Origin of the sequence: Lysobacter yananisis (genome assembly GCF_031199375.1) — a bacterium.
In the GTDB taxonomy this organism is placed as follows: Bacteria; Pseudomonadota; Gammaproteobacteria; order Xanthomonadales; family Xanthomonadaceae; genus Lysobacter; species Lysobacter yananisis.
Genome location: NZ_CP133568.1, coordinates 805,811 through 827,306, shown reverse-complemented (window position 1 = coordinate 827,306; position 21,496 = coordinate 805,811). Strand labels below are relative to the sequence as shown.

At 72.5% G+C, this 21,496-nt stretch carries 21 protein-coding genes; 8 read left to right on the top strand and 13 right to left on the bottom strand.

Annotated elements, in window-relative coordinates:
- Window positions 1–9: 9 nt before the first annotated feature.
- From RDV84_RS03570 to RDV84_RS03545, 6 genes are all read left to right on the top strand, one after another.
- A complete protein-coding gene (locus RDV84_RS03570) occupies window positions 10–1,188 on the top strand; it encodes an acyl-CoA dehydrogenase family protein (RefSeq protein ID WP_425606314.1) in 1,179 nt (392 codons plus the stop codon).
- Entirely contained in the window at window positions 1,185–1,979 is a 795-nt protein-coding gene (locus RDV84_RS03565) for an enoyl-CoA hydratase (protein ID WP_309152472.1), read from the top strand. Before RDV84_RS03570 ends, RDV84_RS03565 begins: the two co-directional genes overlap by 4 nt.
- Complete coding sequence (locus RDV84_RS03560; protein WP_309152471.1) at window positions 1,976–3,193, top strand: enoyl-CoA hydratase/isomerase family protein; 1,218 nt, start codon at window positions 1,976–1,978, stop codon at window positions 3,191–3,193. Before RDV84_RS03565 ends, RDV84_RS03560 begins: the two co-directional genes overlap by 4 nt.
- Window positions 3,190–4,089 (top strand): 3-hydroxyisobutyrate dehydrogenase, encoded by a 900-nt coding sequence (gene mmsB, locus RDV84_RS03555; protein ID WP_057946138.1) that lies wholly within the window; start codon window positions 3,190–3,192, stop codon window positions 4,087–4,089. Before RDV84_RS03560 ends, mmsB begins: the two co-directional genes overlap by 4 nt.
- Entirely contained in the window at window positions 4,086–4,778 is a 693-nt protein-coding gene (locus tag RDV84_RS03550) for an epoxyqueuosine reductase QueH (protein ID WP_309152470.1), read from the top strand. Before mmsB ends, RDV84_RS03550 begins: the two co-directional genes overlap by 4 nt.
- Window positions 4,779–4,869: 91 nt before the next feature.
- Entirely contained in the window at window positions 4,870–5,394 is a 525-nt protein-coding gene (locus RDV84_RS03545; RefSeq protein ID WP_309152469.1) for a GrpB family protein, read from the top strand.
- Between the two features lie 39 nt (window positions 5,395–5,433).
- Here the strand turns inward: RDV84_RS03545 and RDV84_RS03540 are convergent, their stop codons facing one another.
- Both RDV84_RS03540 and RDV84_RS03535 read right to left on the bottom strand, forming a co-directional pair.
- Window positions 5,434–5,859, bottom strand: a complete 426-nt coding sequence (locus RDV84_RS03540; RefSeq protein ID WP_057946141.1) for a hypothetical protein — start codon at window positions 5,857–5,859, stop codon at window positions 5,434–5,436.
- Between the two features lie 8 nt (window positions 5,860–5,867).
- The gene (locus RDV84_RS03535; protein ID WP_309152466.1) at window positions 5,868–6,263 is read right to left on the bottom strand and encodes a hypothetical protein; all 396 of its coding nucleotides are present in this window, start codon (window positions 6,261–6,263) and stop codon (window positions 5,868–5,870) included.
- 320 nt (window positions 6,264–6,583) lie between these two features.
- Here RDV84_RS03535 and RDV84_RS03530 point away from each other — a divergent pair, with 320 nt between their 5' ends.
- Together RDV84_RS03530 and RDV84_RS03525 are read left to right on the top strand one after the other, a co-directional pair.
- On the top strand, window positions 6,584–7,057 hold the full coding sequence (locus RDV84_RS03530) for a hypothetical protein (protein ID WP_309152465.1): 474 nt from the start codon (window positions 6,584–6,586) through the stop codon (window positions 7,055–7,057).
- A gap of 130 nt (window positions 7,058–7,187) precedes the next feature.
- The gene (locus tag RDV84_RS03525; RefSeq protein ID WP_309152464.1) at window positions 7,188–8,375 is read left to right on the top strand and encodes a hypothetical protein; all 1,188 of its coding nucleotides are present in this window, start codon (window positions 7,188–7,190) and stop codon (window positions 8,373–8,375) included.
- A 93-nt stretch (window positions 8,376–8,468) separates the two neighbouring features.
- Here RDV84_RS03525 and RDV84_RS03520 read toward each other — a convergent pair whose 3' ends face one another.
- From RDV84_RS03520 to RDV84_RS03470, 11 genes are all read right to left on the bottom strand, one after another.
- Window positions 8,469–9,398, bottom strand: a complete 930-nt coding sequence (locus RDV84_RS03520) for a lysylphosphatidylglycerol synthase domain-containing protein (protein ID WP_309152463.1) — start codon at window positions 9,396–9,398, stop codon at window positions 8,469–8,471.
- Window positions 9,385–10,584 carry a glycosyltransferase family 4 protein gene (locus tag RDV84_RS03515; RefSeq protein WP_309152462.1) on the bottom strand — a complete coding sequence of 400 codons (1,200 nt, stop codon included), beginning with the start codon at window positions 10,582–10,584 and terminating at the stop codon, window positions 9,385–9,387. The genes RDV84_RS03520 and RDV84_RS03515 overlap by 14 nt, the downstream gene beginning before the upstream one ends.
- Before the next feature lie 5 nt (window positions 10,585–10,589).
- Window positions 10,590–11,642: a glycosyltransferase family 2 protein gene (locus RDV84_RS03510; RefSeq protein ID WP_231783941.1), complete on the bottom strand. Its 1,053-nt coding sequence runs from the start codon at window positions 11,640–11,642 to the stop codon at window positions 10,590–10,592.
- Window positions 11,643–11,739: 97 nt separating this feature from the next.
- Entirely contained in the window at window positions 11,740–13,803 is a 2,064-nt protein-coding gene (locus tag RDV84_RS03505) for a hypothetical protein (protein ID WP_309152461.1), read from the bottom strand.
- 42 nt (window positions 13,804–13,845) lie between these two features.
- Window positions 13,846–14,460, bottom strand: a complete 615-nt coding sequence (locus tag RDV84_RS03500) for an ATP-binding protein (RefSeq protein ID WP_309152460.1) — start codon at window positions 14,458–14,460, stop codon at window positions 13,846–13,848.
- A gap of 67 nt (window positions 14,461–14,527) precedes the next feature.
- Window positions 14,528–14,920 (bottom strand): hypothetical protein, encoded by a 393-nt coding sequence (locus tag RDV84_RS03495; RefSeq protein WP_198944632.1) that lies wholly within the window; start codon window positions 14,918–14,920, stop codon window positions 14,528–14,530.
- Window positions 14,921–14,953: 33 nt separating this feature from the next.
- Entirely contained in the window at window positions 14,954–18,187 is a 3,234-nt protein-coding gene (locus RDV84_RS03490; protein WP_309152459.1) for an nSTAND1 domain-containing NTPase, read from the bottom strand.
- A gap of 285 nt (window positions 18,188–18,472) precedes the next feature.
- A complete protein-coding gene (locus RDV84_RS03485) occupies window positions 18,473–18,793 on the bottom strand; it encodes a hypothetical protein (RefSeq protein ID WP_309152457.1) in 321 nt (106 codons plus the stop codon).
- Window position 18,794: 1 nt separating this feature from the next.
- Window positions 18,795–19,592 carry an ETX/MTX2 family pore-forming toxin gene (locus tag RDV84_RS03480; protein WP_158229880.1) on the bottom strand — a complete coding sequence of 266 codons (798 nt, stop codon included), beginning with the start codon at window positions 19,590–19,592 and terminating at the stop codon, window positions 18,795–18,797.
- A gap of 206 nt (window positions 19,593–19,798) precedes the next feature.
- Window positions 19,799–21,040, bottom strand: a complete 1,242-nt coding sequence (locus RDV84_RS03475; protein WP_309152456.1) for an MFS transporter — start codon at window positions 21,038–21,040, stop codon at window positions 19,799–19,801.
- Window positions 21,037–21,495, bottom strand: a complete 459-nt coding sequence (locus RDV84_RS03470) for a hypothetical protein (protein WP_138884621.1) — start codon at window positions 21,493–21,495, stop codon at window positions 21,037–21,039. The genes RDV84_RS03475 and RDV84_RS03470 overlap by 4 nt, the downstream gene beginning before the upstream one ends.
- Window position 21,496 lies beyond the last annotated feature (1 nt).

Sequence of the window (21,496 nt, the reverse complement as noted above, 5' to 3'; positions counted from 1 at the left end):
GCCGCGGTCATGGACTGGCAGGTTCATCCGGCCGCGCCGACCGGGCTCAGCGAAGAACAGGCGGCCTACCGCGAGGCCGCGCGCGATTTCGCCCGCGCCGAACTCGCGCCGCATGCGGCGCACTGGGACGCGCACAGCGTGTTTCCGCGCGAAGCCATCGCCCAGGCCGGCGAACTGGGCTTCTGCGGCTTGTACGTGGACGAGGCGGCCGGCGGCTCCGGCCTGACCCGGCTCGACGCGGCGATCGTGTTCGAGGAACTGGCCGCGGCCGATCCCTCCACCGCCGCCTTCATCAGCATCCACAACATGGCCACCTGGATGTTCGCCGCGCACGCCGCCCCGGCGCTGCGCGCGCGCTGGGGCGCGGAACTGGCCAGCGGGCGCAAGCTGGCTTCGTACTGCCTGACCGAGCCCGGCGCGGGTTCGGACGCGGCCTCGCTGCGCACGCGCGCGCGGCGCGACGGCGGCGACTACGTCATCGACGGCGCCAAGGCCTTCATCTCCGGCGCCGGCTCGACCGACCTGCTGGTGGTGATGGCGCGCACCGGCGGCGACGGCGCGCGCGGCATCAGCGCGTTCGCGGTGCCGGCCGACGCGGCCGGCATCGTCTACGGGCGCAAGGAAGAGAAGATGGGCTGGAACAGCCAGCCCACCCGCGGCATTTCGTTCGAAGGCGTACGCGTGCCGGCCGACCACCTGCTCGGCGCGGAAGGCGACGGCTTCAAGATCGCGATGAAGGGCCTCGACGGCGGCCGCCTCAACATCGCCAGCTGCTCGCTCGGCGCGGCCCAGGGCGCGCTCGACGCGGCCCGGCGCTACATGGGCGAGCGCCGCCAGTTCGGCAAGAAACTGGCCGAATTCCAGGCGCTGCAGTTCAAGCTCGCCGACATGGCCACGCAGCTGGTGGCGGCGCGGCAGATGGTCCACACCGCCGCGCGCAAGGTCGATGCCGGCGCCGGCGACGCCACCGTGTGGTGCGCGATGGCCAAGCGCTTCGCCACCGACGCGGGCTTTTCGATCTGCAACGAAGCGCTGCAGATCCACGGCGGCTACGGCTACATCCGCGAGTACCCGATCGAGCGGCTGATGCGCGACTGCCGCGTGCACCAGATCCTGGAAGGCACCAACGAGATCATGCGCGTGATCATCGCGCGCCACCTGCTCAACAGCGAAGAGGAATTGCGATGAGTTCGACCGCCAAGACCCATGCGGGGCTGCAGCTGCGCATCGACGGCCACACCGCGGTGGTGACGTTGAGCAACCCGCCGGCCAACACCTGGACCCGCGACAGCCTGGCCGCGCTGCGCGACCTGGTCCGCGACCTCGACGCCGACCGCGAGGTCTACGCGCTGGTGATCGTCGGCGAAGGCGAGAAGTTCTTCAGCGCCGGCGCCGACCTCAAGCAGTTCGCCGGCGGCGACAAGGCGCTGGCGCGCGAGGCCGCGCGCCGCTTCGGCGAGGCCTTCGAGACGCTCAGTGCGTTCCGCGGCGTGTCGATCGCCGCGATCAACGGCTACGCCATGGGCGGCGGCCTGGAATGCGCGCTGGCCTGCGACCTGCGCGTCGCCGAGGAACAGGCGCAGCTGGCGCTGCCGGAGGCCACCGTCGGCCTGCTGCCCTGCGCCGGCGGCACCCAGAACCTGCCGCGGCTGGTCGGCGAGGGCTGGGCCAAGCGCATGATCCTGCTCGGCGAACGCATCGACGCGGCGACCGCGCTGCGCATCGGCCTGGTCGAGGAGGTGGTGCCCAAGGGCCAGGCGCTGGCGCGCGCGCTGGAATGGGCGAAGCAGGCCGAAAAGCAGAGCCCGACCAGCGTGGCCGCGTGCAAGGCGCTGGTCCAGGCCACCCGCAGCCAGCCGCACGCGACCGCGTTGGTGCGCGAGCGCGAGGCCTTCGTCGATCTGTTCGACAGCGCCGATCAGGTCGAGGGCGTGGCCGCGTTCCTGGAAAAGCGCGCGCCGCAATGGAAGAACGCATGAACGCGCATCTCAAGGACGCGGACGCGCGGGGTTCGGCGCAGGACTCGGCGCAGCCGGCGCCGGTGCTGTTCGAAGAGCGCCAGGGTGCGCACGGCCGCATCGGCATCGCCACGCTCAACGCGCCGGCCACGCTCAACGGCCTGTCGCTGGAGATGGCGCGCCTGCTCGACGCGCAGTTGCAGCGCTGGGCGCAGGACCCGGCGCTGGCGATGGTGTGGCTGCAGGGCGCGGGCGAGAAGGCGTTTTGCGCCGGCGGCGACCTGCACGGGCTGTACCGCGGCATGCGCGAGCAACGCGCGCGCGGCCGCTGGGACGGCGACGACTTCGCCGACCCGCGCGGCAACGTCCACGCCGAGGCCTTCTTCGAAACCGAGTACCGCCTCGACTACCGCATCCACACCTATCCCAAGCCGCTGCTGTGCTGGGGCCACGGCATCGTCATGGGCGGCGGCATCGGCCTGATGGCCGGCGCCAGCCACCGCGTGGTGAGCGAGCGCTCGAAGCTGGCGTTCCCGGAGATCACCGTCGGCCTGTACCCCGATGTCGGCGGCAGCTGGCTGCTGGCGCGCGTGCCCGAACGCGCCGGCCTGTTCCTGGCGCTGACCGGCGCGCCGCTCAACGCCGGCGACGCGATCCGCGCGCGGCTGGCCGATCACCACCTGCCCGAGGCGCGTCGCGCCGATGCGCTGCAGGCCGCGATCGACGCGCCGTGGAGCTTCGACGCCGCGCGCGACCGCGCCACCCTGACGGTGCTGCTGCAAGGTCTGGCCGAACCCGCGCCGGCGGGGCCGTTGCAGCAACACGCCGCGACGGTCGCCGACCTGTGCGCGGCCGATTCGCTGGAAGCGATGGTCGCGCGGCTCGATGCGCTCGAATCCGACGACCCGTGGCTGCAAACCGCGCGCAAGACCTTCGCCGCCGGCGCGCCCGGCTCGGCGCGCTTGGGCTATGAGCTGCAGCGCCGGGCCGCGTCGCTGTCGCTGGCCGACACCTTCCGCCTGGAATACTGGACTTCGCTGCATTGCGCCGCGCACGGCGATTTCGCCGAAGGCATCCGCGCGCTGCTGATCGACAAGGACCGCAACCCCCGCTGGAACCCGGCGACCCTGGCCCACGCCACGGCGTCGTGGGCCGAATCCTTCTTCCGCGCCCCGGACGCCGCGCAGCCGCATCCGCTCGCCGACCTGGGCGCCGCCACGGAGCCGCGCGCATGAGCCGCATCGCCTTCATCGGACTGGGCCACATGGGCGGCCCGATGGCCGCCAACCTGCTCAAGGCCGGGCACGAACTGCAGGTGTTCGACCTGGTGCCGGCGGCGGTCGAGGCCGCCGTCGCGCTCGGCGCGCGCGCGGCCGCGAGCGCGGCCGAAGCGGTCGACGGCGCCGAAGTCGCGATCTCGATGTTGCCGGCCAGCCGCCATGTCGAGGGGCTGTACCTCGGCGCGGACGGCCTGCTGGCGCGGCTCGCGCCGCAAGCGCTGGCGATCGATTGCAGCACCATCGCGCCGGCCAGCGCGCAGAAGGTCGCCGCCGCGGCCGCCGCGCGCGGCGTGGCGATGATCGACGCGCCGGTGTCCGGCGGCACCGCCGGCGCCGCCGCCGGCACCCTGACCTTCATCGTCGGCGGCGAAGCCGCGGCGCTGGAGCGCGCGCGCCCGCTGCTGCAGGCGATGGGCCGCAACGTCTTCCACATGGGCGCCAGCGGCGCCGGCCAGGTCGCCAAGCTGTGCAACAACATGGCCCTGGGCGTGATCATGGCCGCGACCGGCGAAGCGCTCGCGCTCGGCGCCGCGCACGGGCTGGACCCGGCCGCGCTGTCGCAGATGATGGCGGTCAGCACCGGCCGCAGCTGGGCCACCGAGGTGTGCAATCCGTGGCCGGGCGTGCTGGAGAACGCGCCGGCCTCGCGCGGCTACAGCGGCGGCTTCGGCAGCGACCTGATGCTCAAGGACCTGGGCCTGGCCGCCGAGGCGGCGATGGGCGTGGGTTCGCCGATCCCGTTGGGCGAACTGGCGCGCAACCTCTACGCGCTCAACGCCCGCGCCGGCCGCGGCGGGCTGGATTTCTCCAGCGTGATCCAGCTGCTGGCGAAGCCAGCCGCCGGCGCGTGAGCGCGCCGCGGCCGCCGCTGAGCCTGCCCGACGGCGCGCAACGCCTGCTGCTGCACTCGTGCTGCGCGCCGTGCTCGGGCGAGGTCATGGAAGCGCTGCTGGCCGCCGGCATCGACTACACGATCTTCTTCTACAACCCCAACATCCACCCGGTGAAGGAATACGAGCTGCGCAAGGACGAGAACGTCCGCTTCGCCGACAAGCACGGCGTGCCCTTCGTCGATGCCGACTACGACACCGACAATTGGTTCGCCCGCGCCCGCGGCATGGAGAACGAACCCGAGCGCGGCATCCGCTGCACCATGTGCTTCGACATGCGCTTCGAGCGCACCGCGCTGTACGCGCACGAACACGGCTTCGCCGCGATCAGCAGTTCGCTGGGGATCTCGCGCTGGAAGAACATGGAGCAGATCAACGACTGCGGCCACCGCGCCGCGGCGCGCTATCCGGGGCTGTCGTACTGGGATTACAACTGGCGCAAGGGCGGCGGCTCCCAGCGCATGGTCGAGATCAGCAAGCGCGAGCGCTTCTACCAGCAGGAGTACTGCGGCTGCGTGTATTCGCTGCGCGACACCAACCGCCAGCGCAAGGCGCAGGGGCGCGGGCGGATCAAGATCGGCCTGGTCTATTACGGCGACGAAGCCGCGGCGCCGGCGCCGGCCGACCGGACCGATCCGGCGGACACCTGAGCGCATCCGTGCCGCCGTCGCGGCGGCGCTATTGACCCGGACGCCGCGCGCCTTTGAAATCGCCGCTCCACCGCCGCGCAGGAGCGCGCCCATGCCGCCGCCGATCCGGGTCGAACTGGTCCCGCACGACCCGCGCTGGGCGCAGGCCGCGCGCGAGCGCGCGCTGGCGCTGGCGGCGGCGATCGGGCCGACGCTGGTCGACGTGCATCACATCGGTTCGACCGCGATCGCCGGCATCCGCGCCAAGCCGGTGCTCGACCTGATGCCGGTGGTGCGCGCGCTGGATGCGCGCCGCGGCGAGGTCGAGGCGCTGGGATACCGCTGGTGGGGCGAGTACGGCCTGCCGGGACGGCGCTACTGCACGTTGAGCGACGCCGCCGGCGAGCGGCGCCTGGTGCAGGCGCATTGCTATGAGGCCGGGTCGGCCGAAGCCGAGCGCCATCTCGCGTTCCGCGACTACCTGCGCGCGCACGCCGAGGTCGCCGCCGAGTACGACGCGGTCAAATCGCGCTGCCTCGCATGCCATCGCGAGGATTCGCACGCTTACAGCGACTGCAAGCACGAGTGGATACAGCGCGCGCAGGCGCAGGCGTTGCGCTGGCGCGCCGGCCGCTGACGGCGCGCCGGTCAGCCCGGGCGCGCGCCGAAGTCGCGCTTACTTCAACGGCGCGAGGCCGGCCGCGGTGTACAGCTCGTTCTGCGCCTTCTTCGCCATCGAGCGCGGCACCTTGACCAGGAAGCCGTCGCCGGACAGGCCGACGTCGCCTTGCACCACCAGGCCGTTGACGCGCACGTAGCTCTTGAACGACCAGCGGCCGTCGTTGCGATCGATCTCCAGGAACATCGGCGCGGTCAGGAAGCCGGTGCCTTTCTGGTAGACGCGCAGGCCGCCTTCGCTGCGCTTGAGCGCGTAACCGTTGCGGCCGGCCCAACCCTGGGCGAGCGCGTAGACGTCCTGCTCGGAATCGAACTGGACGTAGTCGAACTGGTGTTTGCCGTTCTTGGCGACCAGGGCCATGACGGCGAGGAAACCCAGGCCGCAGAGGCCGCCGAAGATGCCCATGACGATGATGGAAAGCATGTCTGTCCTTAGATCGGGCGGACGCCGAAGCCGGCGTGCGTGCCGTGTTGCGCCGCGCGGATGGCGGCGGGGGGAAGCCGGCGTACGCGGGGCGGCCGGGCGCGGGATGCTAGCAAGGCGGCGAGGCTGCCGCAATCTCGGCGCTTGTTGGGATTCGATCCGACGCCGGTCGCATCGTCGATCGTCGCGTTGCGGCCATGGATGCTCGCGCGGCCGCGACATCGCGCCTGGCGATGCGCATCGATGCGCGAATGGCTATCGCGCAATACGCGGTCGGCGAAGGCCGGCGACATCGCGCGGTTCGGCGATGCCTCGCATGCGCTTCGGCGCCGGCACGGACGCGCGATGCGTTCGTCCAGCGCATCAAACAATTCCCAACGCAAACCAAGCGCGTTCGCGGACATCGACGGGAATCGATTATTCGAGGCGTTTTTCGCTGGATTTTCCGCTTCGCTCACCTTCGCTCACGGTCGATTGCATCGGACTAACGAGTCCGCGCGAACGTCTGCCCACTTCCGATGAGTTGCGGGTTGCAGTAAGCGAATCCCTGGATTTTTCGCGGCCGCTTTGTCGCCCCTTGTCACGTTATTGACGGTTAGGAAGCGATACAAAGCTTGAAAATACCGAGGCGAACATCTGCGATGATCGCCACGTCGAAGCGGGTTCCAACGCGCGCCGACGACGTCATCCGAGCGAGAAATCGACAAACAGAACAGGGGGATTCATGGCCGCGTCTTCGCGCCTTCCCGTGGCGCTGCTGGGCAGCGCCGTCTTGATCCTCGGCGTGCTGATCTGGAAACCGTGGAGCGCGCCGCGCGACCCGGCGCCGTCCGCGGCCGGCGCCGCGAGCGCCGACGCGCTCGGCGCGGCGCCGCGATCGGTGCAGCCGCTGGGCGAAGCGCCGCAACTCAGCGGGCCGCAGCGCCAGGCCGCGCTGGCCGAGACCGTGCGCAGCGCCGCGCCGCAGGCGCAGCCGCCGCAAAGCTACAAGGGCCCCGACGGAAAACAGCACGAGATCGTCTACAACCAGGGTCTGGCGCTGTCGCCGGGCGCGCGCGAGGAACTCAAGCGCCAGCGCCTGCAGCAGATGCGCGACCAGCCCGAGGCGATTTCCAAGATCTACGGCATCGGCAGGGACGAGATCGCCGCCGTCCTCGCCGGCAAGCAACCTTTCCCCGACCGGCTGATCGACCAGTAGCGCCGGCCGCCGCGCAGCAAAAGCAACGCATCGTGCGTTGTCCCGGTTCCGGCCCCCAGCGAAACGGGCCGGAGCGTACGCCCATGGGCGCGCGCCCAGGGCCTTGATATGGACGAGAGAGGACTCTGCTATGAAAGCCCGTCGTATGTACTGCCTGTTGGCCGCGGCGTTGCTGAGCGGCAATGCCCTGGCGCAAAGCGCCGATGGCTACGGCACCATCCTGCGCCTTCCGCTGGTGGTGAACAGCTCCACCTACTCCTCCACGATCTTCGTGCGCAACGCCGGAACCGCGACGGCGAGCGTCAAGGTCACCTACTACGGCGCGCCCGGCACTCCGTTCGCCGGCGAGCGTCCTTGCACCACCCTCAGCGTCGCGCCCAACGCGGTGGCATCGGGCACCCTGGCCGACCTGTGCGCGGTGCCGGCGGGCGCCGCCAGCAATTACGGCCAGATCGCCCTGGTCGAACAGAGCGCGGCCAACATCCCGATCACGGCCTATAGCCGCATCCAGTCCTTCGCCGGCGTCGGCTTCTCGGTGGAAGGTTTCAAGATCGGCTCGCTCGGCAGCGGCGCCAACGACTCGATCGTCACCGGCCTGCGCCGGCAGGCGGCCGCGCCGGGCTACCAGAGCAACTGCTTCGTCGCTTCGATCAACGAGCCGGTGCAGGTGACCTGGCAGCTGCGCGACGCCTCGGGCTCGCAGTTGGGCAACCAGCAGGTGACCAACCTCAGCGCCAACGAAACCGTGCGCATCCTCGACGTGTTCACCGCGGCCGGCGCGCCGGCCGGCGACTACAGCAACGTGCAGGCGACCTTCCGCGGCACCACGCCGACCGCCAACCCGGCGTTCGCGGCGTACTGCACCACGCAGGAGAACGCGACCTTCGACGGCGACTTCCGCATCGCCAAGACCGCCGATCCGCAGGACGACCGTTCCAAGAAGATCGGCACCTCCAGCTCCAGCGCGCTGGGCACCTTGCTCGGCCTGCTCAGCGGCCAGGACCGTTTCGGCCTGTACCTGCAGGCGCCGGACTACGTCAGCTGCCGCCTCGACGGCACCGGCGCGCCGCAGCTGGAAATGCGCCTGGAGGACCCGCAGGGCAACGTCATCGCCGGCGGCAACAACATCAGTTCGTTCCAGAAGGTCTACCTGGGCGAGCGCAGCACCCACAACAACGGGGTCAACGGGCTGTACGTGCTCAAGGTCGAGTCGCGCAACCTGCTGTCGTTGATGATCAACTACGGCGTGACCTGCGAGACCGGCAACGGCGCCAACCCGCCGTTGTTCATCGGCCACGCGATCGCCGAGGAGTTCTGATCGCGGCATAGCGGCGCGCAGCGCCGGCGATGCCAGAGCCGCGTCCGCGCAAGCGGGCGCGGCTTTTCGTTGCGCGTCGCATCGTCGCGGCGTTCAGCGCCGGCGCAGCGCGCCCAGGGCGAAGCTGGCGGCGGCGAAGGCCGCTTCGCCGGCGGTGATCGCCAGGCGCCAGGCCAGCGCCAGCATCGCCGCGTTGCCGGCGCCGACCAGCGGCGCCAGGCACCAGAACAGGCCGGCCTCGCGCACGCCGAGCCCGGCCGGGACCAACACCGCCAGCACGCCGGCCAGGCCGGCCAGGCACAGCGCGGCCGAGGACCGCGCCAGGTCGAGTTCCAGGCCGAAGCCGCGCACCAACACGGCGAAGGCCGCGCACATCGCCGCGTAGGCCAGCCATTGCAGCAGCCACACCCGCGCCAGCACCGCGCGCGCGGGCAGGCCTTCGTTCCAGCCGGCCAGCGCCGCCGGCAGCCGCGCGGCCACGACGGCGGGCACGCGCCGCCACAGCGCGGCCGCGCTGACCGCGACGGCGAAGGCGAGCAGGGCGACCTGGAGCGCGAGACCGGCGCGCGGCGACAGCGCAGCCGGCGCAACCAGCGCGGCGATCGTCGCGCCGATGCCCAGCGACAGCAACTGTTCGCGCACGAACAACACAAAGGTCAGCGCAGCGCGGCGTTCGCCGGCGTACAACGCGCTGCGCGCCACGCCCTGCCAGATCTTGCCGGGCAGGTACTTGGCCGGCAGGCTCTGGCCCCAGCGCAGCAGATCGGCATACGCCTGCGCGCGCACCCAGCGGCCGTGCGCGAACAAATGCCAGGCCAGGCCGAAGGCGACCTGCATCGCCAAGCACAGCGCCAGCGCCAGGGCGATGTCGGCCGCGTCCAGGCGTTGCCACAGCGGCTGCCACTGCGCGCGCCGCACCCAGGCTTGCTGCGCGACCAAGGCCAGCGCGGCCAGGCCGAGCAGCCAGCCGGCGGCGCGGCCGCCGCGGCGCCATCCGCCGGACGCCGGCTCAGACGAACGCATCGAGTCGTTCGGCGTAGCGTTGCGCCATGTCGCGCCAAGTGCAGTGCGCGGCGGCATGCGCGCGCGCGGCGCGGCCGCGCTCGCGCAGCGCGGCGCGATCGGCGAGCAGCTCGAGGATCGCCGCGGACCACAGGCCCGGGTCGGCCCGCTCCGGCAGCAGCCGGCCCAGCGCCGGATCGGCGAGCGCGTCGCGCAGGCCCTCCAGGTCGGCGGCGAGCACGTAGCGCCCGCTCATCGCCGCTTCCAGCGCGACCAGGCCGAAACCTTCCGGGTCGCCGGGCACGCGCCGGTTCGGCATCAGCGCCAGGTCGCAGGCGTCGAGCCGGCGCGCCTTTTCGGCGTCGTCGACCTCGCCCCACATCCGCACCCGCGCGTGCAGGCCTTCGCGCTCGATCGCGCGTTCGATCGCGGCGCGGTCGGGGCCTTCGCCGACGATGTCCAGGACGATCCCGCGCGGGTCCGCGCGCAGCTTCGGCATCACGTGTTCGACGAACCACAGCGCGCCCTTGCGCCGCACCAGCCGGCCCAGGATCAGCAGGCGCGGCTCGGCCGCCGGCGGCACCCGCGGCGACGGCGCCGTCGCGGCCACGCCGGGATGGACCAGCGCGCAGCGCGCCGGATCGACGCCGCCCTCGCCGAGCCGGTCGCGGACGTAGCGGCTGATGCAGAAATAGACGTCGCAGCGGTTCCAGAAGAACCGCCGCAGATAGGCGCGGTAGCCGCGGTGCGGCCAGTCGATGTCGAGCCCGTGCACCACCACCGCCACCGGCACGCCGGCCCAGCGCGCCGGCAGCGCCAGCGCCGCCAGCACCGGATCGCCGAGCAACAGCACCCGCACGCGCCCGCGTAGCAGGCCGGCGAGCAGGCGCGCCAGCGCCCACGGCAGGAACAGCGGCAGGCCCCACTGGCCGCGGCCCCACCGCACCAGGGTCAGCGGCCGCAGCGCCGACAGTTCGCCGGCGATGCGCGCGCTGAGCTGCTGCATGCCGCCGCGCGAGGGCGGGAACTTGCGGGTGAGGTACCAGATCGAGCGCGCGTCGGTGGCGTGCGCGCTGCGGTCGGGAAACGGATCGCGCGCGTGCGCGCCGTTCGAATGCGCGTCGCCCGCTTGCGCGTCGCTGCGGTCCGCGCGCTCGGACCGCAGGTCCTTGCGATGTCCGCTCCCGTCGCGTGCGTCCCGGGCCATCGGACTCAAGCCGGCGGCCGCCATTCCGCGCGTCGGCGGCTCTGCTGCTGTTCCTCCAGCAAGCGCCGGTTGACCACCATCTGGTTGGCCAGCAGGCCCACCGCCGCGCCGACCGTGCCGACCACGATCAACAGCGCCGACAGGATCAGCGACTGCACGTGGCCGTCGCCGTCGCCCTGGGCGAAGGCGTAGAGGAAGCGCGCGCCGATCAGCGCGCCCAGGCTCATGCACAGGCCCGAGGGCACCAGGAAGAACTCCAACGGGCGGTAGGTCAGGAACGAACGCACGATGGTCAGCATCGAGCGGCCGAGGTACTGCGGCACGCTGCGGATCAGCCGCGACGGCCGGGTCGGCGGGTTCACCCCGACCGGCAGGCCTTCCACGCGCAGGCCCGACTGGCCGGCCTGGATCAGCGTTTCCAGGGTGTAGGTGTAGCTCGAATACACGTTCAGGCGCATCGCCGCGTCGCGGCTGTAGGCGCGAAAGCCGCTGGTGGCGTCGTCCACGCGCACGCTGGCGGCGGCGCGCACGACCGCGCTGCCGAGCCGCTGCAGGCGCTTCTTCCACCACGGGAAATGGGCGATGCGCTCGATCGGGCGGCAGCCCACCACGATGTCGGCGCGGCCGGCGAGCACGCGCGCGACCAGTTCGGGAATCGCCGCGGCGTCGTACTGGTTGTCGCCGTCGACGTTGACGATGACGTCGGCGCCGCGCCGGCAGGCCGCTTCCAGGCCGGCGCAGAACGCGCGCGCCAGGCCGCGGTTGTGCGGCAGGCGCAGCACCGCGTGGGCGCCGTGGGCGATGGCGACGTCGGCGGTGTCGTCGCTGGAGCCGTCGTCGATCACCAGCCATTCGACCTCGTCCACGCCGGGCAGGCGCCGCGGCAGCGCGGCCAGGGTCGCCGGCAGTTGTTCGGCCTCGTCGCGGCAGGGCAGTTGGATCACCACCTTGATCGGCTTGCGCGCATAGCGCGCGTCGCGCGCGGGCACGGCGTTGGGGCGCAACGGCCCGCCGGCGAAGACGGGCCCCTCGGCGCGGAGCGACCTGCGTGCGTTCATCGGGCGGTCTCCTCAGGGATGCGGCGGTCGGCCGCCGCAAGCGTTCGGTCGTGGATCCGGCGAGGCGGCGTCGGTACGGTTCGCATCGCGGCCGGCCTCAGCGCGCGATCCGGGTGACGCGCCACAGGCCGGCTTCCTGATAGGTGCCGTGCGCGAGCGGCTCCACAGAAGTAACGCGACGCAGCCGCCGCAGCGGCAAATCCGCGACCGCGACCGCGCCTGCGACGGCGATCGGCTGGACCGTGGGGTGGTGCACCACCCAGCACTCGCCGTGGGCCGGGCAGAACCGCGCCGGATCGTTCCAGGTCTCCGGCGGCGGCTGCACGGCCGGCACGCCGAAGCCGTTGAGCAGGGCGCTGGCCAGTTGCGGCTGGCCCAGCACGTAGCTGCGGCGGTCGCTCGGCAGCTGCGCGGCGATGGCGCCGATCTGGGCGAGCATGCCCGCGTCCTCGCGCAGGCGCAGGGTGTCGCGCTGCTGCCACAGCAGATGGCCGCCGAGCGCCAGCGCCAGCGCCGCCGCCAGCGCCTGGGCGCCGGTCCGCGACAGGCGCCGGCCCAGGCCGGCGACAGCGAACGCGGCCAGCACGATGACGGCCGGGAACACCGCCGGCAGCCAGCGCCGCGCGGCCCAGATATGGTCGGGCGAGACCATCGGCCGCCACAGGTAGACCACGGTCGGCACCAGCAGGAACGCCAGGACCCAGGCCCGCGCCGGGCTCAGCCGGCGCGCCAGCATCGCGCGTACCGCCAGCGCCGCGCCGAGGCCGGCGGCCAGCACCACCGGCCACGACAGATACGCGGCGACGTTGCTCAGGCTGGCTTCGCGATAGTCGCGCTGGCCGTTCAACTGCGGCACCAGCCTGGATTCGATCAGCGCGTACGGCGGCAGGTGCGGGCGGATCCACAGCGCATAGACGAACAGCGCCGCGACCGCCGCCGCCGCCGGCCACGCCAGGCGCGCCGCCGCGGCTTCGCCCAGGCGCAAGGCCGACGCGCGCGCGGCCACGCGCGCGGCGAACGCGCACAGCACCGTCGCCACCGCCGCGGCCACCACCAGTTCGGACAGGCCGATCAGGTACGGCTGCACGCACGCCAGGAAATAGCCCATCGCCAACGCGGCGACCAGATAGCAGCCCAGCGCGGTTTCGGCCAGCGCCGCCGCCGCGCGCGGTTGCCGGGCGTCGCGGCCGAGCGCGGCGGCGGCGAGCGCGGCGGCGGCCGCGGCCAGGGCGAACACGATCGCGTCGATGCGCACGAAGCAGCCCATTCCGATCAGCGCGCCGGCGAGCAGGCCGAGCCGGCGCGAACGCCGGGCCGCGCCGAGGCTGGCGGCGTACAGGCCGGTGGCGAGGAACCACGCGCACAGGGGTTCGCTGAGCGAGTTGCGCGACACCCACACTTGCGCGGGCTGCAGCGCGAACACCGCCAGCGCCGGCACCGCCCAGGCGCGCGCGCCGGCCGGAAGCAGGCGCCGCGCCAGCACGAAGAAGGCGACGCAGTTGAGCGCGCCGATCAGCGCGTTGAAGCGGAAGATGCCCTGCGGGCCGAGCGGCGCGGCGAGCATCGCCATCCACACCGGCGTCGCGGCGGAGAACTGGAACGTCCAGCGCGCGCCGGTGGGATACAGGCCGGGCAGCTCCGGGGCCTTGCCCTGGGCGATGGCTTCGATGCCCGGATCGCCGGCGATGCCGATCGCGGCCAGGTCGATCGCCGAGCCGCCGCTGCGCAGCAGGTGCAGGGCGTGCTGGGCGTAGAGGCCTTCGTCGCGTTCGCCGAGCAGGCTTTCCTTGGGATACATCGCATACAAGAAGAACGCGGCGACGACGATCGCGGCCGCGGCGGACGCGGCGCGGCCGTGCCGGCGCGCGTGCAGGCGCAACCACGCCAGCGCCGGGCCGATGCGCGTCCACGCGCGTTCGCGCCAGCACCACGCGGCGAGCACGGCCCAGCCGGCCAGGCCGATCGCGACCGGGACGAACGCGCCGGCCCAGGCCAATGCCATCAGCAACAACGTCGCCACCGCGCTGCCGGTGGCGAGCGCGAGCAGGGGATGGAAGCGAAGACGATGGGCGGACCCGCCGACGACGGCCAGCGCGCTCGCGCCCAGGGGATAGATCGCAGGCCACACGCCGAGCGACGCCAGTGCCTTCAGATATTCCATCGAATGCCCTCGCTAGGGTTTCGAGTCTACTGAGCGCGTTTTTTATGTACTGCGCATTGGGTCATTCTTACATGCGATTTTTCCGCGGTTCGCGCGCGCGGAAAAAAATTTGCGGCGCGCTTGCCGGTGCGGGCGAGGCGCAAAACGCAATGCGAAATCGATGGCGGACACGCTTTGTCGCGGAGCGATGCGAAGTTGCGACGCAGTTGGCGCCTGCATGCGGAGCGAGCGTGAGCGAAGGTGAGTGAGCAAGCGTGAGCCAGGAAGAGCGAGCGCAGAAGATCGAGCGACAAAGATCGATGACGGATCAGCCGCGCGCGGCGGGCGCACTGGCGGCGGGCAGGGCGACGCTGACCCGCAGGCCGCTGGGATGCGGCGATGCGGCGACGCGGCCAGGGTGAGCGCGCCGCCGTGCAGCGCGGCGATCTCGCGCGCGATCGCCAGGCCCAGGCCGCTGCCCTGCGAATCGGCCTTGCTGCCGCGCACGAACCGTTCGACCACGCGCTCGCGCTCGGACTCGGCGATGCCGGGGCCGTCGTCGGCGACCGCGAAGCGCACTGCCGCGCCGTCGCGGCGCGCCTCGACCTCGGTGCGGCCGCCGGGCGGGGTGCAGCGGATCGTGTTGTCGATCGGATTGGCCAGTAGTTCGTGCAGCAACCGGCGGTCGGCGTGCAGCGGCGGCAGGTCGGGGGCGATGCCGACCTGCGCCGCGCGGCCGGTCCGATCACTCCGGCACGTTGAGCACCTGCGGATCGCAGATGACCATTTCCGGTCCGGATCGGGCGATCGGAGTGTTGTCGCGCACGACGAACGCCAGGTTGAGCAGTTCGCGCGCGATGCAGTGGTTGACGATGGTGACGCAGCTGTCTTCGCATTCCCGAGGGATCTGCAGTTGTCCGGCCGAGGCGCTGCCGACCACGTAGTCCAGCACCAATCCGGGCGAACAGGTCTCGCTGAGCTTGTAGTGCAGATAAGTCGGCTCGCGGATCAGCACGATGTTCGGGCGGAAGCTGAAGAAGTAGCGGCCGCCGCCGGTGTTGCCGCCGCCTTCGACGCGTACGACGGTCAGCTCGATGGGGCGGGTCGGGTACAGCGGAGTCTGCGCGGTGGCGTTCATGGCCGGTCCTTGCGTTGGGTGGAGGAGAGACGTTCAGCGCGCGGCCGCGACGGCCTCGCGCGCGGCGGACAAGGCATCGAGGCGACGCCGAGCATCGGCGGTCTCGCGATCGTCGCCGGCCGGATCGCCGAGCCAGCGCGCGGCTTCGGCAAGGGCGAGGTCGGCGCCAGCGGGGTCGTCGCTGCGCGCGATCTGCGCGCGCAGCATCCGCAACTGCGCGCGCAGCACCCGGTCCTTCTGCGCCAGCGGCGCGGTCGGGTCGGCGGCCGCGCCGGCCAGGGTCTCGGCCGCGGCCAGGGGCGCGCGCGCGGCCTTCGCGCCGGCGTCGGCGAACTCCAGGCGCGCGCGGGCCAGCGCCGCGCGCAGGCGCAGGCGCGGAAGGTCCTGCACGCTGGCGTCCGCGGCCAGCAACGCTTGCAGCGCGTCGTCGGCGAGCTCCAGATGCGCGCGCGCCGCGGCGCCGCGACCGTCGTGCAGTTCCAGTTCCGCCGCGGACAGGCGGCAGGCCAGCCGGTCGCGGGTCCAGTCGCTGCGCTCGGGCTGCTCGCCGCCGATGCGGTCGAGCAAGGCCGCGGCGGCTTCGAATTCGGCGCGCGCGTCCGGCGTGCGTTGCAGGCTGGCGAGGATCTGGCCGTCGCTGCTGCGCAGGATCGCCTCGCGGTGCATCCATTCCGCGTCCAGCGGCGCCTGCCGGCGGACCTGGGCGATGGTCGCGATGGCCTGGGCGTAGCGCCGCTGCGCCTCGTCCAGGCGGCCGAGCCGGTCGAGGGTGCGCGCGCTCCAGGACAGGCTGTCGGCGAGGTCGGCGCGCAGGCGCAGGTTGTCGGGCTCGAACCGCAGCGCGCGCCGCTTGTACTGCTCGGAGCGCTCGAACAGCGCGAGCGCCTCGGCATGGCGTTCGCGCTTGCGGCTCAGCGTGCCGAGCGTGTTGAGCGCGTAGGAGGTCTCGATCCAGGCGCGGGCGCGATCGGGTTCCAGCGCGGCGGCGCGTTCGGCGACGCGGCGATAGCGCTGCCAGTGCGATTGCGCGGTGTCGTAGTCGGCGCGCAGGAACGCCAGATAGCCGGACCAGTAGCTAGCTTCGCCGAGATTGAGCAGCATCTCGGCCGAGGCGGGGCTGTCCTCGACCAGGCCGGCGGCCAGCGCCAGCGATTCGGTCAGCGCGCCGCGCGCGTCGTCGGGCGCGCCGCGGGCGACGCGGATCTTGCCGATCTGGCGCAACACCCGCGAACGGTTGAGGCGAGTGTCGCGGCTTTGCTGTCCCGGCGCGCGCAGGTCTTCGAGGATGCGCTGGGCGGCGCCGTCGAGCAGGTCGAGCCGCCCGAGCCGTTCCAGGCGTTCGGTGAGGTCGCCGAGCATGTACTCCACCAATCCTTGCGCGCGGGCGCGTTCCTGGTCGGCCTGCAGGCGCGCGCGATGGGCGAGCAATCCGCCGGCGGCGGCGACCGCGGCCAGCGCGCAGACGCTGCCGACCGCCGCGCGCCGCAGCCAGGTCAGGCGGGTTTCGCGGCGGACGGAATGCTCGATCAGCGTGGTCGCCGCCGGATCGAGCAGGTCGGGACGGCGGCGCGCCAGGTCCCGGGCCTCGTCGAGGCGGCGGCCGCGCGGCAGCAGCAGGTCGCGGCGGCGGCCTTCGGACTGCCACCGCGCCGCCGACTCGGCCAAGCGCGCGCGCAGGCGCAGGCCGTCGCGGCTTTCCTCCAGCCACGCCGCCGCGCGCGGCCACGCGCGCAGCAGGGCTTCGTGGGCGACGATCACCGCCGGCCGCGTGTCCTGCACCGTGTCCACCAGCAGGCGATGGCGGACCAGCGCTTCGATCAGTTCGCGTTCGTGCGGGTCGGCGAAGGACTCCATCGCCGCAGGGACGCAACCCAGGCGTTCGCCGCTGGACGAGAGCCGGACCAGCCGCGCCAGCACCCGCGGCAGGCTGCGCTGCGCGGCCGCGGGCACCTCGGCCACCGCGCGTTCGGCGTGCTGGTGCAGCGCGCCGTCGAGCCCGTCGATGTCGCGATACGCGGCGAACGTCAGCCGCCCGCCCTGTTCGCGCCGCTGGTACAACTGTTGCAGCGTGTGCTGCAGCAGCGGCAGGCATTGCGGCTGCGCGACTGCGGCATCGCGCAGGACGTCGTCGAGGCGTCCGTCGTCGCCGCTTTCGAAGCTCAGCGCGGCGATCTGCGCTGGGCGGCGGATCATCTCGGCGATCTCGGCCGCGCTCGGCGGCGCGAGGTCGACGTGGCCGTCGGGGTGCTTCAGCGCCAACAGGCCGGGGACCTCGGACAGCGCCGGATAGGCGCTGCTGCGGCAGGCGGCGAGCACCGCGACGCGGCCGCAGCGCGCCAACGCGGCGAGCGTGCGCACGGTATGCGCTTGCTCCGCGGCGTCGTCGCCCTCGGCGAAGAAGTCTTCCAACTGATCGACGATCAGCGCCAGCACCGCATGCTCCGGGGCGCCGGCGCGGACCGCGGCGGCGTCCAGGCGCGCGCGCAGCTGCGTCGCCGCGGCCTTCGGCGAACGCGCCAGCGATTCCAGCCATTCGGCTTGGCTCGCGCCCGGCAGCAACGCCGGCGCCATGTCGCGGGTCAGCGCCTGGGCCAGCGCGGCATGGAAGGAGATCGCGCCGGGACCGCGCCCCGGGACCTGCGCGACCGCCAGGGTCGCCAGCGCATGCGTGCCCGGCGGCGCCAGCCGCGGCGCCGCGCCGGCGCGCAGCAGCGAAGTCTTGCCGCTGCCGCTGGCGCCGACCAGCAGCGCGAACGCGGTGCGGCTGCGCCATTGGGCTTCCAACGCGCGCAAGGTCGAGGCGATCGCCGCGTCGCGGCCGAAGAACACGCCGGCATCGTCCGCACCGAAGGCATCGAGCCCGCGGAACGGCGAACCGTGCGGCCAGCCCGGCGCCGCAGGCGCCGCGGCGCCGCGATAGCCCGAAGGCAGCACGACCGGCGCGATCAGGCGGTAGCCGCGCTTGCGGATGGTCTCGATGTAGCGCGGCGCCCCGGCCTGGTCGCCGAAGGCCTTGCGCAGGTGGGCGACGACCTTGTGCACCGGATTGTCGCCGACGCCGATGTTGGGCCAGCACTCGGCGAGCAGGCGCTCGGCCGGAACCACCTCGCCGGCGTGGTAGGCGAGGAACTCCAGCGCCTCCATCGTGCGCGGTTCCAGCGCGACGCGTTCCTCGCCGCGGACGATGGCGTTGTGTTTCGGATAGACGATCCAGTCGCCGATCCGGAAATGCTCCGGGGCCGGATGGGACGGTTCGGGCGTGATCACGTCGGCGTCCGTTGCCTCGGCTGCGTGCTGCGCGATGATCGTGGGCCGCCGGGGCGCGGATGCGCGGCGGCGATCGGTTCGCGGCGATGGTAGTGCAGCGCCTGCCGGCGCTTTGCGGGCCGCCGGCACAGTCGGCGCGGAGTTTGCGGCGAAAGTTTGCATACGCGACCGGAATCACAGGAAAGGTGACGTTGCGGGTCATGCGCGCGGACGCGCCGGCGTCGGCGCGTCCGCGTGCGGGTAGCCAGGGGCGGACGGCGCCGGCGACGCCGTCCGCGTTGCGGGTCAGAGCGGGTGGCAGACGCCGTTGGCGCCATGCCAGCTCTCGCCGCCTTTCTGTTGGCAGGCCATGCCCGACTGGCCGCCGAGCACGCGTCCGCGGCAGGTCTTGCCGAGGCAGCATTGCTGGGTCTTGGACTTGACGTTGCAGTTGCCGCCGACGCGCGGCAGGCCCTTGCCGGCGTCGGCCGCGGTGGCGGGCGACGCCGCGGCGGGCGCGGCTTGCGGCGCCGAAGGCGACGCCGCGGGCGACTGCGCGTAGGCCGGGGCGGCCAGCGCCGCGGCGGCGGACAGGACGACGAGCAGGACGGTCTGGAGGCGTTTCATGTCAGGCGGCCTCCGGCATGGCGATCGGCGGATCGAGGCCGTCGTGGAGCCGCGTCTCGATCCGGCCCGAAGGGTCGCGGGTCTTCTCGCGCAGGTAGGTGTCGATGACGCCGACGCCGTGGAACTTCACCGGCACCCGGACTTCGACGTTGCCGCCGATCACCGTGATGTCGTTGCGCGCATTGAACTGGCGGGCCAGGTCGGCGACCGGGACGAACCAGAAGTAGTGCCCGTTCCAGCGGTTGTTCAGGCCGATGGCGATGCGGCCGCTCATCACCCCGCGCAGGTCGGCGACGGCGGTCGCGGTGGTCTGGTTCAGGACCATCTCCATGGTCGCGACCGTGTGCGGCTCCAGTTCGAAGTTGCGGGTCAGGGACCAGCTGTTGGTGCGCTGCTTCTGCTGGCTCTGGGTCGTCGACACCGACAGGTCCAGGGTCAGGCTGGCGTCGGCGCTGAACAGGTCCGGCACGCCGACCGAGACCGAGGTGGTCTGCGACACTCCGACGGTCTCGGTCACGCTCCATTCGAACGAATCGGTCTCGTCGTAGGTGTGGCTGAAGGTGATGTCGCTGCGGGTGTCGAACGGGCCGTACTCGGCGCTGTAGACCGAGACGGCCTTGGTGCTCTTGGACTGGATCGCGTAGTCGCCGAGGCTCCAGTCCAGGTTCACGCCGTAGCGGTCGGCGTACTTGCGGAAGATCGGATTGGTGCCGTCCCAGTCGTAGTTGTTGGCGCCGCCGCGCTCGCCGGCCCATTGCCGGGCCCAGCCTTCGAGAAAGTCGATCATGTTCACGTCCACGGTTCGTTCTCCTGTCAGCGATGGACTCCCGCCGCCGGGCATTGCCGTAGCGGCCGGAGCGCCAGGAGTTCCTGGCCGGTCCATTCCGGGCGCAAGCGCGCAGGCTCGCCTTCCGGAAACATTCCCGACCGCCGCAAGCGCCGCCGGCGCGCGTGCACGAACCTTCCGCCAAGCTTCCGGCGCGCGAAATCGCCCCTCGACGGCGATCAATACTGCGAGGCGTGCCGCAGTCCGCCGCCGCCGCGTTCGCGCGGCGCGCGCGGAAACGCCAGCGCGATCGCCGCGGCCGCCAGCCCGACCAGCATCGAGCCGATGTACAGCCAGGTGTAGCTGCCGTAGCGGTCGTACAGCCAGCCGCCGACCACCGGGCCCAGCGCCATGCCCAGGCTCGACAGCAGGCTGGCCGCGCCGAGCGCGCCGCCGAGGATGCGCGGGTCGAACGCGTCGCGCGCGAGCGAGGCGTACAGCGGCATGGTCCCGCCGTAGGCCAGGCCGAACACCAGCGCCACCGCGTAGAAACCGTCGAGCTGGTTCACCGCGAGGTAGCCGGCTGCGGCGACCGCCTGCACCAGCAGGCCGGCGACCAGGATCGGCTTGGCCCCGTAGCGGTCGGCCAGCGCGCCGAACAGCAGGCGCCCGCCGAGCCCGGCGGCGCCTTCCATGCTGTAGATGGTGACCGCCGCGGTCACCGGCAGGCCGCAGCCGATGGCGTAGCTGACGGTGTGGAAGATCGGCCCCGAGTGCGCGGCGCAGCAGGCGAAGAACGCCAGTCCCAGCACGATGAAGGGGCGCGAGCGCAGCGCCTGCGCCATCGTCGCCGGCGGCGCGCCGACCGCGGCCTGCGCCGGCGCCGCGGCGTGGGCGGCCGGCGCGGCGCGCACGAACCACGCCGCCGGCAGGGTCAGCGCCCAGGCCAGCGCGCCGACGATCAGCAGCGTGGTGCGCCAGTCGTACTGGCTGATCAGCCACGCCACCAGCGGCGACAGCGTCATCGGCGCTACCCCGACCCCGGCGGAGACCAGCGAGATCGCCAGGTTGCGCCGCCGCTCGAACGCCGCCGCGGTGGCCGCGATCACCGGCGCGAAGAACGCCGCCGCGGCCGCGCCGAGCAGCACGCCGTAGGCGAGCTGGAACTGCAGCAGGCTGCCGGCGCGGCTGGCCAGCACGCAGGCCAGGCCGAGCAGCAGCGAACCGGCCAGCGCCACCGCGCGCGGGCCGATGCGGTCGCTGAGCAGGCCCCAGCCGAACCCGGCCACGCCCATGCTGAGGAAGGCCAGGGTCATCGCCGCCGACAGGCCGGCGCGCGACCATCCCGTCGCCGCGCCCATCGGCTCCAGCAGCACCGCCAGCGCAAACACCGCGCCGATGGCGACGCAGCCGAGCACCGCGCCGGCGGCGACCAGCGCCCAGTTGCGGTCGAGCGCGGGGGGAGATGCGGGGAGGTTCATCGGCGGGATCCGGTGGGGGCTTGCCTATGCGACGAACGGAGCGGGGCGGGATCGACAAGCGATCCTTGCGATGCGGCGGACAGCACGGCCCGGTTCGTGGCTCCGCGCAAGGTCGCCGGACCGGCCGCGATCTCGTTCTTACGCGGCTTGCCTGCCGTTTCCTGTCCGGCATCGCCGCGAACGCGCCAGTGGGAAATCGCCTGATTGCGACGTCGGAAAAATCCTACCCAATCGCGCAGGCACTTTTTCGGCGCGATCTTCGCTGTTCGCGACGCACCTGGAAAATCGCGGCGCCTGCGCGAAGGAATGCGGACGAGCGTGAATAAGAGTTTCGCATTGCGGCGCGCGACGAATCGGCCGGAATGGAAATTTTCCGCATCGACACGCAGGCGTCGGCGGCGCGACACTGTCGGCCCGGCTCGCATCGCCGCGATGGCCGGACATTCGAACGACACC

Excerpts from the sequence above, each read along its gene's own strand:
- RDV84_RS03520 (WP_309152463.1), bottom strand. The coding sequence starts at position 9,398 with ATGCGTTCGTCTGAGCCGGCGTCCGGCGGATGGCGCCGCGGCGGCCGC.
- RDV84_RS03515 (WP_309152462.1), bottom strand. The coding sequence starts at position 10,584 with ATGGCCCGGGACGCACGCGACGGGAGCGGACATCGCAAGGACCTGCGG.
- RDV84_RS03510 (WP_231783941.1), bottom strand. The coding sequence starts at position 11,642 with ATGAACGCACGCAGGTCGCTCCGCGCCGAGGGGCCCGTCTTCGCCGGC.
- RDV84_RS03540 (WP_057946141.1), bottom strand. The coding sequence starts at position 5,859 with ATGCTTTCCATCATCGTCATGGGCATCTTCGGCGGCCTCTGCGGCCTG.
- RDV84_RS03570 (WP_425606314.1), top strand. The coding sequence starts at position 10 with ATGGACTGGCAGGTTCATCCGGCCGCGCCGACCGGGCTCAGCGAAGAA.
- RDV84_RS03485 (WP_309152457.1), bottom strand. The coding sequence starts at position 18,793 with ATGAAACGCCTCCAGACCGTCCTGCTCGTCGTCCTGTCCGCCGCCGCG.
- RDV84_RS03535 (WP_309152466.1), bottom strand. The coding sequence starts at position 6,263 with ATGTCCGCGAACGCGCTTGGTTTGCGTTGGGAATTGTTTGATGCGCTG.
- RDV84_RS03505 (WP_309152461.1), bottom strand. The coding sequence starts at position 13,803 with ATGGAATATCTGAAGGCACTGGCGTCGCTCGGCGTGTGGCCTGCGATC.
- mmsB (WP_057946138.1), top strand. The coding sequence starts at position 3,190 with ATGAGCCGCATCGCCTTCATCGGACTGGGCCACATGGGCGGCCCGATG.
- RDV84_RS03545 (WP_309152469.1), top strand. The coding sequence starts at position 4,870 with ATGCCGCCGCCGATCCGGGTCGAACTGGTCCCGCACGACCCGCGCTGG.
- RDV84_RS03475 (WP_309152456.1), bottom strand. The coding sequence starts at position 21,040 with ATGAACCTCCCCGCATCTCCCCCCGCGCTCGACCGCAACTGGGCGCTG.
- RDV84_RS03565 (WP_309152472.1), top strand. The coding sequence starts at position 1,185 with ATGAGTTCGACCGCCAAGACCCATGCGGGGCTGCAGCTGCGCATCGAC.
- RDV84_RS03530 (WP_309152465.1), top strand. The coding sequence starts at position 6,584 with ATGGCCGCGTCTTCGCGCCTTCCCGTGGCGCTGCTGGGCAGCGCCGTC.
- RDV84_RS03495 (WP_198944632.1), bottom strand. The coding sequence starts at position 14,920 with ATGAACGCCACCGCGCAGACTCCGCTGTACCCGACCCGCCCCATCGAG.
- RDV84_RS03525 (WP_309152464.1), top strand. The coding sequence starts at position 7,188 with ATGAAAGCCCGTCGTATGTACTGCCTGTTGGCCGCGGCGTTGCTGAGC.
- RDV84_RS03560 (WP_309152471.1), top strand. The coding sequence starts at position 1,976 with ATGAACGCGCATCTCAAGGACGCGGACGCGCGGGGTTCGGCGCAGGAC.